This window comes from Microbacterium sp. CJ77 (assembly GCF_002911615.1).
Lineage (GTDB): Bacteria > Actinomycetota > Actinomycetes > Actinomycetales > Microbacteriaceae > Microbacterium.
On the sequence record NZ_PQBR01000022.1, the window covers coordinates 89,844 to 102,318 of the forward strand.

The 12,475-nt window shown below is 64.5% G+C and carries 12 protein-coding genes and 3 tRNA genes; 4 read left to right on the forward strand and 11 right to left on the reverse strand.

All coding sequences use genetic code 11. The features are described 5' to 3' along the window. Nucleotides 1-36: 36 nt before the first annotated feature. Nucleotides 37-1,449, reverse strand: coding sequence for a peptidoglycan DD-metalloendopeptidase family protein (locus tag C2868_RS11525; protein WP_181003455.1), 1,413 nt, complete (start codon nt 1,447-1,449; stop codon nt 37-39). Between the two features lie 267 nt (nt 1,450-1,716). Here C2868_RS11525 and C2868_RS11530 point away from each other — a divergent pair. From C2868_RS11530 to C2868_RS11540, 3 genes are all read left to right on the forward strand, one after another. Beyond that, nucleotides 1,717-1,789, forward strand: a tRNA-Glu gene (locus C2868_RS11530). 20 nt (nt 1,790-1,809) lie between these two features. Next, nucleotides 1,810-1,883: transfer RNA gene (locus tag C2868_RS11535), tRNA-Asp, on the forward strand. An 81-nt stretch (nt 1,884-1,964) separates the two neighbouring features. After that, nucleotides 1,965-2,037: transfer RNA gene (locus tag C2868_RS11540), tRNA-Phe, on the forward strand. 1,755 nt (nt 2,038-3,792) lie between these two features. Here C2868_RS11540 and C2868_RS11550 read toward each other — a convergent pair. Continuing rightward, entirely contained in the window at nt 3,793-4,611 is an 819-nt protein-coding gene (locus tag C2868_RS11550) for an SDR family oxidoreductase (RefSeq protein ID WP_100812277.1), read from the reverse strand. A 95-nt stretch (nt 4,612-4,706) separates the two neighbouring features. On the opposite strand from C2868_RS11550, the gene C2868_RS11555 reads away from it, so the two are divergent. Next, a complete protein-coding gene (locus C2868_RS11555; RefSeq protein WP_100812278.1) occupies nt 4,707-5,537 on the forward strand; it encodes an IclR family transcriptional regulator in 831 nt (276 codons plus the stop codon). 29 nt (nt 5,538-5,566) lie between these two features. On the opposite strand, the gene C2868_RS11560 is transcribed toward C2868_RS11555, so the two are convergent. From C2868_RS11560 to C2868_RS11595, 9 genes are read right to left on the reverse strand one after another with little or no spacing between them, the layout of a single operon-like run. Next, nucleotides 5,567-6,271, reverse strand: coding sequence for an alpha/beta fold hydrolase (locus tag C2868_RS11560; protein WP_157814002.1), 705 nt, complete (start codon nt 6,269-6,271; stop codon nt 5,567-5,569). After that, nucleotides 6,268-6,612, reverse strand: a complete 345-nt coding sequence (locus C2868_RS17450; RefSeq protein ID WP_157814003.1) for a DUF4286 family protein — start codon at nt 6,610-6,612, stop codon at nt 6,268-6,270. The genes C2868_RS11560 and C2868_RS17450 overlap by 4 nt, the downstream gene beginning before the upstream one ends. Then, a complete protein-coding gene (locus C2868_RS11565; RefSeq protein WP_100812280.1) occupies nt 6,609-7,343 on the reverse strand; it encodes an alpha/beta fold hydrolase in 735 nt (244 codons plus the stop codon). The genes C2868_RS17450 and C2868_RS11565 overlap by 4 nt, the downstream gene beginning before the upstream one ends. Nucleotides 7,344-7,348: 5 nt before the next feature. Then, nucleotides 7,349-7,678 carry a DUF4286 family protein gene (locus C2868_RS11570; protein ID WP_100812281.1) on the reverse strand — a complete coding sequence of 110 codons (330 nt, stop codon included), beginning with the start codon at nt 7,676-7,678 and terminating at the stop codon, nt 7,349-7,351. A 9-nt stretch (nt 7,679-7,687) separates the two neighbouring features. Continuing rightward, nucleotides 7,688-8,698 (reverse strand): Gfo/Idh/MocA family protein, encoded by a 1,011-nt coding sequence (locus tag C2868_RS11575; RefSeq protein ID WP_103663386.1) that lies wholly within the window; start codon nt 8,696-8,698, stop codon nt 7,688-7,690. Nucleotides 8,699-8,746: 48 nt separating this feature from the next. Beyond that, entirely contained in the window at nt 8,747-10,006 is a 1,260-nt protein-coding gene (locus C2868_RS11580) for a CaiB/BaiF CoA-transferase family protein (RefSeq protein ID WP_219811477.1), read from the reverse strand. Beyond that, nucleotides 10,003-10,431, reverse strand: coding sequence for a Zn-ribbon domain-containing OB-fold protein (locus C2868_RS11585; protein ID WP_181003456.1), 429 nt, complete (start codon nt 10,429-10,431; stop codon nt 10,003-10,005). Before C2868_RS11585 ends, C2868_RS11580 begins: the two co-directional genes overlap by 4 nt. A 32-nt stretch (nt 10,432-10,463) precedes the next feature. Next, nucleotides 10,464-11,591, reverse strand: coding sequence for a hypothetical protein (locus tag C2868_RS11590; protein WP_103663388.1), 1,128 nt, complete (start codon nt 11,589-11,591; stop codon nt 10,464-10,466). A 1-nt stretch (nt 11,592) separates the two neighbouring features. Continuing rightward, complete coding sequence (locus C2868_RS11595; protein ID WP_103663389.1) at nt 11,593-12,435, reverse strand: ABC transporter ATP-binding protein; 843 nt, start codon at nt 12,433-12,435, stop codon at nt 11,593-11,595. Nucleotides 12,436-12,475 lie beyond the last annotated feature (40 nt).

Consider the following 12,475-nt stretch of genomic DNA (forward strand, 5'->3'; position numbering starts at 1 on the left):
TGCCGCACGCAAGCCGACCCGGCGGAGTCTCAGGCGTCAGATCGAGATGCCCCGCGCGCGCATGAAGACCTCGGGGTTGGTGCGCCCGCCGTTGATCCACACTTCGAAGTGCAGGTGGCATCCGTAAGAGAGACCGGTCATGCCCTCGCGGCCGATGAGCTGGCCGGCGCTCACGTTCGCGCCGTAGCCGACCATGAAGCCGCCGTCTTGGATGTGCGAGTACCGCGTCACGACGCCGCCGCCGTGATCGATGTGGATCTGGTTGCCGCTCTGGCCGTTGCGCGCGGCATAGGTCACGCGGCCGCTGTACGCGGCGAAGACTCCGGCGCCGCAACCGGTCGACATGTCGGTGCCGTTGTGGAAGCCGGTGCATCCGTAGTTCGGGGTACACAGAGTCGCGCGGGAGCCGTATCGGTCGCTCGGGCGGCCGCTCGAGGGACGCGCCCAGCCCGTCGTGCCGACCTGTCCGCCGCCGCCTCCGCCACCGCCGCCTCCGCCTCCGTTGTTGGCGTTCGCTGCGGCCTCGGCGGCCAGACGCCGCGCTTCTTCTTCGGCACGCCGACGGGCCTCTTCTTCGGCCTTGCGCTTGGCTTCGACACCGGCCTGATACCCGGCGATCGTCTGCGCGGTGGTGTCCTTCAGCGCCGCGAGCTGCGCCTCGAGCTCGACGAGGTGCTGGGACTGCGCCTCCAGCGCGGCCTGGGCGGCGTCCGCGGCGGCCTGAGATTCGGCCATCTTCTGTTCGGCGACCTGCTTCAGGCGGTCGCGTTCGTCGCGGGCGACGGATGCCTGGTCGCTCAGCGACTGCGCCGAGTTCTGGGCCGTGACAGCGGTGGCGAAGGTGTCTTTGTTGCGCTCGAGCACCTTGTCCATGCGGCCGAGGCGTCCGAGTAGGTCGTCTGCTCCCGTCGCCGAGCCCGCGAAGAACAGCTCGAGCGAGGTGTCGTCGCCGCCGGTGCGGTAGAGCTGCGAGGCGACGCGGCCCGCGCGCTCCGAGGCCGCGGTCGCGGCGGCGCCCTGCGCATCGGCCTGCGCCTGCAGGTCATCGGCGATCATGACCGAGTTGAGGTACTCCTCTTCGGCCTGGAAGTACTCCATCGAACGCTGCTCGGCGATCGCCTGGGTGGCCACGACGTTGGCCTGGAGCTGGTTGATGAGGCCCTCGATGCGAGTGACCTCGCTCGCCTTCGAAGCCTCATTGCCCTTGGCGCGCTGGACGTCATCCCACGACGGGTACGTCGCGGCAAAGGCTGCGGGGAGCATCGGTCCGCCGATCGCACCGGCCGCGACCAGACCGAGAGCACCGGCGCCGAGGAGCCAGCGGCGCGACACGGACCGCTTGGCCATCGCGGCGTTCGCCTGGCGTTCAGCCGGCGTCGGGGCGCATCCGCAGTCCGGTTCCGTCTCGGAAGCGCCGCGCAAAAAGGCATCGCCGTGCAGATCTGACACGTCGCCCTCCCGCTCAGTACGTCAGTAACATCATTCACACTAACAACATCCGTCACATCCGCAACGGATTGGAGGGATGTTGTGCCGCAATCAGCCGCCTGGACCCCGCGAGCCCTCGGCCACTGCGCCAGGGCCACCCGCGCATGCTCCGACGCCCAGCATCCCCCGCTCGCGGGCTGACGCACGGCGGACGCGCCCGCGATTGGCGGTTTGGGCGTGAAATGCGTATGCTTGAGCGTCGGTAAGCCTGAGCCCTTGGGTTCTTTCGGCCCCATCGTTTAGCGGCCTAGGACGCCGCCCTTTCACGGCGGTAGCACGGGTTCGAATCCCGTTGGGGTCACTCGTACAACTAAATAGCATGGCCCTGTAGCGCAGTTGGTTAGCGTGCCGCCCTGTCACGGCGGAGGTCGCGGGTTCAAGTCCCGTCAGGGTCGCTCTAAGCGACGGGCCCTTTCTTTGAGAGGGCCTTTCGTCTAGATCGCGGCAGATTCTGCTTTTCGAAGCGGATGCCGCGAGGCTCTGTAGCTCAGTTGGTAGAGCGCACGACTGAAAATCGTGAGGTCACGGGATCGACGCCCGTCGGAGCCACTGAAACCCTCGTGAGGCTTCTACTCGCGGGGGTTTCTCTAATTCCCTGACTAGCTGGCATTTATCGCTGACCGTCCGCACCGGACACTAAGCCCTCCAGTCAATTCAGCATCCTTTTGTACCCGCACGTCTGGGCGTCATGTGCCGGGAATGTGCCGGGAAGACGACGAGAACGCATGCCGGCTCGCCCGAGGCGACGAAGGGGCCCGAAGGCGCGAATTGACCGGAGTGACTCGAGAGTGCATCCAAATATTTTTTGGGTTCGATCGTTGTCGTCGCGAAGGCACAAGCCGAGCTAGACGGGCAGCATACGGACTGGGCGTATCGGCGCTCCCCATCCGGGTAGATATCCTTGAGCACGGCGAGTCCAAAAATCCGAGGCTGGTTCTCGCCGGCCCCGTCCGGTCACAGCACCTGGCGGGGCATTTCTGTTTGAGCGGCAGTCGAACACCACCGCCCATGTCGTGAGTCCTCCCCCACCTGGTGCGGCTATCCACTGCGGAGCGCTCCGACGTAGCGCGCGCACGGGGATGACGGCTTCGCTGCGGGGCCCCCTTGCCTGGTCGTATCGCCAGGGTTATTCTCGGGGTGTCACGGAGGCTCGTGCGCAGGTCAGATTTGACTTTGGGAGTGAGCATGTCAGTGTGTGATAGCCCCCGATTCGAGTTGCGTCGTCTCACGGCGACGGAGTCGATCATCCAGGATCACTGGTTTCCGCACAACGATCCGCGATGCGCAGTGGCGTGCGTCGCGGAACTTACCGAGGTCGTGTGGTTGCGTGACCTAGTGCTTTCCTCTCGGTACACGTCGGTGGGCGAAGTACTCGACGAGGTCATGCGGACCCTCACGACGGCGGACACAATCCCGCACAGGCATCCACATCTGGGTCACGCGACGAAGTCAGATAGCTTGGCGTCCGATCCGTCTAAGTCGGCGGTCCATCCGTCGTGAGCATCGTCGGATGAAGGTTGGAGATCACTGACGCACCTGTGAAAACGCACGTACCCCCAGTGTCTTCGAGCCCAGCCAGCATGCTGCTCTCCATATTCGCCAGTTCGCGAACGATTCGAGGGATGCGCTTGAGCCGATGCGAGACAATGGACGCAGATTCGAGGGGCGTCCTAATGAAGGTCCGGAGGCCCATCAACGTCATGCCGAGTGGTCGGGGGGGGGTTTCGGTTCGATCGGGCGGAGTCGTGAAATTCTGAGCACCCGGCCACAACTGCAAGAGGAACTTGCCCCAGCAGCTCGCCAATGCAATTCAGGAAGGCGCTGACGCCGAAGGATCGCTCGTAGTCATCAAGGCCCGGCCTTCATATATTGCTGACCGCGGCCCACGCGAAGCGGCATCGAAACTCATCGTGGTGGCCGCTTCAGGGTCTCTACGCGATACCAACTGCCGCGCATCCGCCCTCATGTGCCTTCGCGATAGCAGCACACTTTCCTCTGATCGACACGAGACCTTCCCTCGATGGTGCGGATGCGACGCGCCGCTTCGTCGGTCTGGCCGGCCGTGGATTCGCAGAGTGCTCGCCCGAGGGGACACTTGGCGGACCAATCCATCTGAGCCCCAACTCTGTCACCGCCGCGCGGCTTGCGATGATAGTGGCGCGTACGCTCAACCGACGTTTGCCGACGGAGGAACCGTGGGTCGTGGTATCGCCGATCGTGGAGCAGCCGAGCTGCTGCGAAGGACACCCTCGCATTTCGATTTCGTCGGAGAGTCACGGACGTAGCGCGCGAGACCGTTGCTCGTCAGCCTTGCGCGAGTTCAGCCACGTCCTGCCATTCCTCCCACGTCTTGAGCCGCGCTGCGTAGTCCGCTTCCGCGATTGGTCGGGGAGCTGTCCCGAAAAATACTCGCAGCGGCGGCTTCTCGGCGTCGACGATTCGCATCATCGCCGCCGCGGATGCTTCGGGACTTCCAGGGACCTGCGATTGGCGTTGCTGCTGACGCCGCTGGCGAGCTCCGTCGTATGCAGCAATCGGCGTCGAGCGGCTGGCGCTTGCCCCACTCCAGTCAGTCGCGAATCCACCTGGCTCAATCAAGGTCACGTGAATGCCGAACTCGGCGACTTCCTGCGCGAGCGATTGCGAGAAGCCCTCGAGCGCCCATTTCGACGCGTGATAAATTCCGAGGTTGACGAACGCTGTGATTCCTCCGATCGAGGACACTTGGATGATGTGGCCGTACCCCTGCGCCCGCATGATCGGCACGGCCGCCTGGGTGATCCAGAGCGCGCCGAAGACATTCGTCTCGAACTGGTCTCGCGCTTCGCTCTCGGTCACCTCTTCGACCATCCCAAATTGGCCATAGCCAGCGTTGTTCACGACGACATCGAGCCCGCCGAAGTGCGACGCGGCGGAGGAGACCGCCGACAGGTCAGACTGCCGATCAGTCACATCCAGTGCAATGGGCAGGATGGTATCGCCGAACCGCTCGACGAGATCATCGAGGGTCGAGATATCTCGCACCGTGGCGGCCACCCGGTCACCTCTCTCGAGCGCTGCGATAGCCCACTGGCGGCCGAAGCCGCGAGACGCGCCAGTAATGAACCAAGTCTTCTGAGGCATACATTCAGCCTACGGCCGAGAAGGGCACGAAAACCGACGGATAGGCTGATACTGTTCCGGGCACCGCGCGGGAACCAGGGGAAAGAGTGAGTACGATGCCTCGTGAAGGCCGGTCCAAGCCTGGCGGCGAAAAGCTCCTTGACGATGACCGCTCGCTGACCGCCCCACAGAAGGTCTTCGCCGTCCTCGATGCCCTTTACCGGACACGACGACCGATGTCGCTGTCTGCGATCGGCCGATCGACCAGTCTTCCTCTTACGACCGTGCACCGCATTCTCGGGGAGCTGGTCGACTGGGGGGGCCTCGAACGCGACGAGAACGGGGTGTACCGCATCGGCCTGCACCTCTGGGAACTCGGATCGCTTGCTCCGCGCAGCACCGGGCTGGTTGATGCGGCCCTGCCGTTCCTCGAAGACCTATATGAGGCCACTCATGGAAACGTGCGACTCGGCGTAAGAGAAGGCACCGAAGCGATCTTCGTATCGCATCTCTCCGGTCATGGCTCAGTACCGCTCCGTACACGGGCCGCAACCCGACTGCCGATGCGCACAACGGGTGCGGGGCTGGTGCTGCTCGCCCACGCCCCCGCAGATGTGTTCAACGATGTGGTCGAGAAGTCGCTGCCGCGTTTCACACCGTTCACTATCGTCGACGTCGGCTCGCTTCGTCGGATCCTCGCGGACGTGCGTCGCGACGGATACGCCATCTGCGATCGACAGATGACAAGCGAAGCGGTCTCCGTTGCGGCTCCGATCAGATCGACATCCGGAGACGTCATCGCCGCCGTCTCGGTCGCGGTCCGCGGTGAAGGTACACCGGCGGTGCGAGAACACATACCCGCCGTGTTGATGGCTGCGCGAGGCATATCGCGCGCACTTGCCGATCAACCTCCCGCATGGCTGCAAGCATCTGCGGCATCGGCCTGATTAAGCCCGAAGGCGGTCGAGTCTTACAGTCACGAATACTGTGCAACGAAGGTATGTTCGCGGATGGTCTCGGCGAAGGCGCCTGGGGCCTCGAGGTGCAGCATGTGTGCGCCAGGGAGCTCCACATAGCGTGCGCCCGGAATGCCTCTAGCGAGTGCTTGCGCGGCGGGCCGAGGAACCGAGAGGTCGGCTCGACCCGCGACGATCGTCGTGAACACGCGAATTTCGCTTAATCGTGTCCGCACATCATGCTGCGAAATTAGACGCCAGAAGTGTGCAACAACACGCGGGTCGTTGGCGAGCAGCATCCTCGCTGCCGTGTCGACAAAATCCGGGGTGTGCTCGAGAACGTCGGCGCTGAACCAGCGCTGCAGTGTTGAGGGCATCATCCCGCGCATGCCTAGTCGCTCCGTGTCGGCCGCCCGCTGGAGCATCGCGTCTGCCGGCGACAACGCAGGGGCACATGCCACCACCAGAGACCGTATTCGCTGAGGGTGCCGGAGCACGGCGTGCAGCGCCACCATCCCGCCAAGTGACAGCCCGACGACATCCAGGGGTCCGAGCTCGAGCGGAACCGCCTCGAGTACGGCATCGGCGACATCGTCGAGGCTCGGTAGCTCAGCACCGGGAGCCCCACCGTGACCGGGCAGATCGACAGCCAGCGCGTTGTCGATCGCTACACCGTCCCACGTATGCCGGTCCAGTCCGATCGGGTGGAGCAGAAGCGTCGTCACGGGCCGGCCGGCTCGCCTTGCGGAGCCGGATCGTGTAGCTCGATGTATTCGACGCGTGTGATCGTCGCCATCCGACCCACTGCCTTCGTGCGCGCGGTGCTGTTCTCGATCACGTACCGGTATTCAGAGGTCTCGAGCGCCCCGATGCCGTCGAGCTCGTAGAGAGCGACGAACTTCGGAGAGCCATCGGCCATCTGGAAGCGCCGCGCAGACAGGAACCCCGGACAGGCGAGGCGCTCAGGGATGTGCTCCTCCCAGTACCAGGCATCCAGTTCTGCGACATCCTCCGGTGCGACCTCCATCTGCACCATCAGCAGTCCCTTGACCTGAGTGTCGGTCATGCGCTCCTTCTCTCTGATTCACGTGCGCCGTTGGCCGCGCGTTGGAGGTCATCGACCCAGTCGAGATGCTCCAGTACCGTCTCGCGGAATCCCCGGGGGTTGTCGAGGTGTACCATGTGTCCGCCGGGAATGCGGCGCACGCGATGGTTGACGAACAGGGCGGCGAGGCGCTCGGCTGCACCGATCCCGACATGATCGTCCTCTCCGATGATGACCGTCACCGGATGAGTATTACCCTCCAGCGCCGCCACGAGATCGTGATCGGCCATCGCTCGCTGGACGTTCGCGAGACCGTTCCACGAGATCGTTTCGAGCACGTCACGGAGGTATCGCACGGCGTCGCCGTCATCTGCGATCGTGGACGGCCGCAGCCAACGTGCGATCAGCTCGTCGACCTGCGGGCCGGTCGCGGCGGTCGCCTCGGCTCGTTCGATCAGCGGAGACCGGTCCGACACGCCGGCCGGAGTGTTTGCGAGGACTGCCGAGCGGACTCTGTGCGGATGTCGGACCATCACATGCTGCGCGATAATACCGCCCAGCGCCACGCCGACGAGGTCGAGCCGGTCGACTCGTCCGCGGAGGGCCTCATCGGCCAGCCCGTCCAGAGTGACGACCTGCGACTCGCGGTCGCCATGCCCGGGATACACGTATGCCTGCTCCTGCGGGAAGCCAGTCAGATCGTAAGCGCGTGCATCCTGGGCCATCCCGGGGAAGAGCAGCAGCTGTTTCATCCGGACTATGCCTCCAGCCGCGGGATCTCGACGTAGACCCGACGGATGTTCGTGTTGAGCATCCGTCCGATCTCTTTCGTCCGCGGATCGGGGGGATTGATGAGCCGCTGATACTCCGGGCTGTCCAGCACCGACACATCCTCGAGGTCGTATATCGCGAGGTACTTCGGCGGGCCGCCGTCGACGATCTCGAACCGGCGCCCGCTCAGGAAACCCGGAACAGCGAGTCGCTCGGGAAGATGCTCCCGCCAGTACCACGTGTTCAACTCGTCTTCGTGCTCGGGCGCGATGTCCATCTGCACGTGCAGCAGGCCCCGACGCTTCTCTTCTGTCACGGTCTTCTCCTATTCCTGTGTTGCGGATCCCGGTGTCGTCGGAAGAATCGCACCGGCCTTCTCGTAGATTCGATCTAGCAGACGCATCGCACGTGCCGCGTCGCTGAGGTCGAACGCAGGCTTGTCTCCCCGCAAAACCCGCTCGATGGCATCGTTCACGAAGAACGGGTAGGTCTTCATGTTCATGGTGCTGACCGCCCACGTCTCGATGCCCCCCTCTGGCGTGGTCACCTGCACTTCGGTGGGGGTACGAGCGACGTAATACGAGGCGGCCGTCCGCACCGAGAAGTGCATATCCATGTACTCGTCCGGCGAGGTGTAGCGGTAGCCGGTCTGGATCGTCGCAAGACTCGTGCCGACCTTGAGGATCACCGACGCGAAATCCTCGATGGAGAGGTCCCAGGCCGTGTTCGAGATCGCGGCGCCCACTACCTCGACCGGCTCGTCCGGCACCAGGTAGGGGATGAGGTCGAGAAAGTGGATGCCCAGATTGATAAGCGCTCCGCCTCCGGAACGGGCGCGGTCTAGCACCCAGCTCGACGCCATCCGTTCGTACTGCTGCGGCGGCCGCCCGATCATGGTGAACGAGAGATGGTCGAAGCGCTCGCCGGCCGAGTGTTCCCGCATCCGGGTGACCCATCCGTTCTGACGGAAAACGAACGGTACGGCCGCGAACGCGTCGCGCTCGGCGGCGAGTTCCGCGATGTGTGAGACCTGCGCGCCGTTCAGTCCCGCCGGCTTCTCGATGATGAATGGGATGCCGCGTTCGATGAGAAACTCGGCCGTCGCCGCCATCTCGGCATGGATACCGAGCACGAGCGCGAAGTCCGGCTTGGTCTGCTCAACGAGTTCGCGGTAGTCCGCGAGGGCGATCGTCCCGAGTCGTTCGGCGACCTTCTGCGCACCGGCGAGATCGGGGTCGGAGACGCCTACATAAGAGAGGTCATCGCGTTTCTGCATCGGCTCCAGGAAGAGCGGCAGATGCCAGTGGGTTACGCCGATCAGGACTGTGCGAAGCATGTCGAGTTCTTTTCCCTTGTGAACTGTTATCGGATGTCGGCCGATGGATCAGGCGTAGGCCGCGGCTGACCCCTCGTGGGGTGCAGCGAGGGTGATCGCCCCGCCGGACGAGAGCTTCCGGAGCTGATCATCCGTCAGGCCCGCTACGTCTCGCAGCACCGACTCGGTGTCTTCGCCGAGTCGGGGCGGGGCGATATGACGGGTGCGGCCTCCGTGGGTCTTGATCGGGTTGCCGACGGCACGGATGCTGTCGCCGCGGCCTTCAAGTTGCAACACCATGTCGCTCTGGACCACCTGGGGGTCGGCGAGGGCGGCATCGACGGTGTTCACCGGCGCCGACGGTACGCCGTTTGCCGCAAGCCGCGCCAGAGCCTCGGCGGCATCCAGCTCGCCAACGGCCGCCTCGAGCGCCGCATCGAGTTCGTCGCGATGCTCCCTGCGAAGGTCATTGTCGAGGAACCGTTCATCGGCGACTAGGTCTTCGCGCTCGAACGCACGCGCGAGACCCTGCCAGAACGGCTGCGTGTTCGCGGCCACGACGATGTCTTTGCCGTCTCGGCAAGTGAACGCCCGGTAGGTGGGGATGCTCATGTGCCCGCGACCCTGACGACCAGCGACGTCGCCTGAGGCGAGGTAGTAGCTCGCGACGTACGAGAGCATTGACACCTGTGCGTCGAGCATCGAGACGTCGATACGCATGCCAACGCCCGTCCTGCCCACCTCGAGCAGGCCGGCGAGCGTGCCGACTGCACCGTACATGCCGGCGCAGATGTCTCCGATCGGCAGCCCGGAGCGCACCGACTTGCCGCTTTCCTCACCCGTGAGCGACATGCCGCCGGCGAGCGCCTGGACGACGATGTCGAACGCGGGCAATGCCCGGTAGGGGCCATCCGGTCCGAAGCCGGTGATCGAGCACAGCACGATCCGCGGATTGACCCGCAGAAGCTCGTCGAAGTCGATTCCGAGCTTGGCCAGCGTACCCGGGCGGAAGTTCTCGATGACGACGTCAGCACGCATGGCCAACGCAAGAAGCGCGTCGGCGCCGCCTGGCGCCTTTAGATCAAGGACGACGCTCTCCTTGTTGCGATTCGCGCTGAGGTAGTACGCGCTGTCACCGTCTTCGAAGTACGGACCGATGCGCCGTGTCGGGTCGCCTGTGGGCGGCTCGACCTTGATGACACGTGCGCCGAGATCGCTAAGGATCTGACTTCCGAATGGACCTGAGAGGTGCTGGGTGAGGTCAAGGATGGTGACGTGTTCCAGCGGCCCCTTGCGTGTCGAGCTCACCTGCCTCGCGTGGTCGGTCATGGCTGCTCCTCCAGCTGTACGGCAGCGAGGGCCGATTCTTCCTCGCTTGGAATCCATCGGACGAGAACGACGCCGTCTTCGGTGCGTTCAAACGCTGCTCGCACCTGGTCGCCGATCTTCACCTCGCCATCGGCATCGGCGTCGCCGGTCGAGGTCACCACGGCTCCGTACATGCGGATGCCTTCGGGAAGTTCGAGGAGCGCGACCGTATAGGGCACAGCCGTGAATGCCGGGTGCATCGAGCGGTGATAGACGGCATAGCTCCACACCTCGGCGGTGCCCGCGAGCTGCGTCCACGTGGCGGCGGTACTCAGGCACTCTGGGCACAGCTCACTGGGCGGCCAGCGGAACACACTGCAGGAACTGCATCGTTGCGCGGTCAGCCGTCTCTCGTGGGTCGCGGCCCAGAACGGGGCGGTGAGCACGTTGTGCGTGTCAGGAAGCAGTCCTTGGTACGTCATGATCTCGTCGTCAGAATTGACGCCGCCCCCTTAAGAAAGTCGTGAGATGAACAATCGAGGGCGACCTCGATCCCCTCTATCTGGCGCTCCCCTGCTTCACCGCGCAGCTGGCGGACGGCCTCACAAAGGTGGAGCCATCCCCACATGTAGCTCTCGGAGAGTTGGCCGCCGTTCGTGTTGACCGGCAGGGAACCGCCCGGTCGGGTGTGACCTTCGGCGAGGAAGCGGCCTCCCTCGCCGACCGGTGCGAAGCCGTACCACTCGAGCATCTGGAGCACCCATACGGATGTCGCATCCTGGATGTAGAGGGCATCGATGTCTTCGGGGCGGTACCCGCTGCTGGCCCAGAGATCACGAGCGAGTTCGCCGAGCCAGGGGCGCATCAGACTGTCGCGATCGTGGTCAGCCCGGAAGGCGGTGCGCTCGGCCATGCCGTCGATCATGACGGGCTGCTTTGGAAGATCCTTCGCGCGCTGCTTCGAGGTCACCACGAGAGCGGCCCCCCCATCCGAGATCATCGTGAGGTCGGCGCGGCGCAGCGGCGCTACGAGCGGATCGCTGGAGAGATAGTCGTCAATCGTGAGCGGAGTACGGAAGATGGCCAACGGATTCTTCTGCGCCCACTCACGCTGGCCGACCGCCACCCAGCCCAACTGTTCCTCGGTTGTGCCGTACAGCTCCTGGTGGCGCCGGAATGCGAGCGCCGCCGGTCCGGCGACGTGCACAACTCCGGCGAGCGCCGCCATTTCGGCACCGCCCCCGACCGAGATGCCGAATCCCGAGCGCATCGAGCGCTGGTTCGTGCCGTATGCAAGCACGATTGTCTCGGCCATACCCGCCTCGATCGCCATCACCGCGAGATGAAGCGAGAAGTTGCCCGTGCCGTAATCGAGGGTCGCGCCAAACCTCGGGTTCACTCCGAGCAGGTGCCCGATTTGTTCGTCGATGCCGAAACGGTCATGCAGATTCCGGCAGGTTATGAGCCCATCGACATCTGCCTTCGTGAGTCCGGCGTCCGCGAGCGCGAGTTCGATCGCCTCGATGGCGATTTCGTTAGCTGTCCGCCCGGGAAGCTCGCCCTGTTTCGTCGTTCCTACGCCGACGATCGCGACCTGCGCTCGCATACTAGACCTCGGTGTGCGGCACGAAGTGCACGTCGGAAGCGCGGATGCCGATGGTGACCGTGTCGCCGACAACGATCGGCGTCGCCGACGGAAGCTCACCACGGACCTTCGAATCGCCGACCGAGTACAGCACGTCGAGGTGACGACCGAGGTATGAGACTCGCTCGACCTTCGCCGGCCATACGTTCTCTGCCGACTCCGCCGCACTCCCGGCGAGCAGGCTCTCGGCGCGGAAGACCGCGGAGGCGGACTCGTGAACATCGTTGGCGGCGGTCTCGGCGGCAAGGACGGGCGTGGCGATGCCCGGGACGGTCAACCGCTCACGGGCGCCAAGGACCTTCGGACGGGTGACGATCGCGCGGGCGAGCGCGACGCGCTGCTGCTGTCCACCGGAGAGCTCAGTGCCGTACCGTTTCGCGAACTTGCCGAGCCCGATGAGGTCGAGTACCTCGTCGACGCGGGTCTTGATTTCGTCTTTTTGCAGGCCCTTGAGGCCGTAGCCGACATTCTTCTCGACAGTCATGTGCGGCCACACGGCGTACGACTGGAACACCATGTTGATGCCACGTTTCTCGGGCTGCACGTGCTTTCCGGGACCTGCCACAACCGTGTCGTCGATCGTGATCGTGCCTGCGGAGGCGGGTTCGAGGCCTGCGATACAGCGCAGGGTCGTTGACTTGCCGCATCCGGAAGGGCCGAGGAGCGTGAGGAACTCTCCCGGCAGGATGTCGAATGAGATGCCCTTCACCGCCTCGACGTTGCCGTAGTGGATGCGCAGATCTCGGACGCTCAGCGACGCACCGACGCGCTCCTGCGTCGCGGTCGTCGTCCTGTCAATCGTCATAGACATTGGGTTTCCATCTCTGCATGGGTACTGATTCGGA

Coding starts and splice junctions, on each gene's coding strand:
- C2868_RS11550 (WP_100812277.1), bottom strand. CDS start 4,611: ATGCCTCAGAAGACTTGGTTCATTACTGGCGCGTCTCGCGGCTTCGGC.
- C2868_RS11555 (WP_100812278.1), top strand. CDS start 4,707: ATGCCTCGTGAAGGCCGGTCCAAGCCTGGCGGCGAAAAGCTCCTTGAC.
- C2868_RS17450 (WP_157814003.1), bottom strand. CDS start 6,612: ATGACCGACACTCAGGTCAAGGGACTGCTGATGGTGCAGATGGAGGTC.
- C2868_RS11565 (WP_100812280.1), bottom strand. CDS start 7,343: ATGAAACAGCTGCTGCTCTTCCCCGGGATGGCCCAGGATGCACGCGCT.
- C2868_RS11575 (WP_103663386.1), bottom strand. CDS start 8,698: ATGCTTCGCACAGTCCTGATCGGCGTAACCCACTGGCATCTGCCGCTC.
- C2868_RS11580 (WP_219811477.1), bottom strand. CDS start 10,006: ATGACCGACCACGCGAGGCAGGTGAGCTCGACACGCAAGGGGCCGCTG.
- C2868_RS11590 (WP_103663388.1), bottom strand. CDS start 11,591: ATGCGAGCGCAGGTCGCGATCGTCGGCGTAGGAACGACGAAACAGGGC.
- C2868_RS11595 (WP_103663389.1), bottom strand. CDS start 12,435: ATGACGATTGACAGGACGACGACCGCGACGCAGGAGCGCGTCGGTGCG.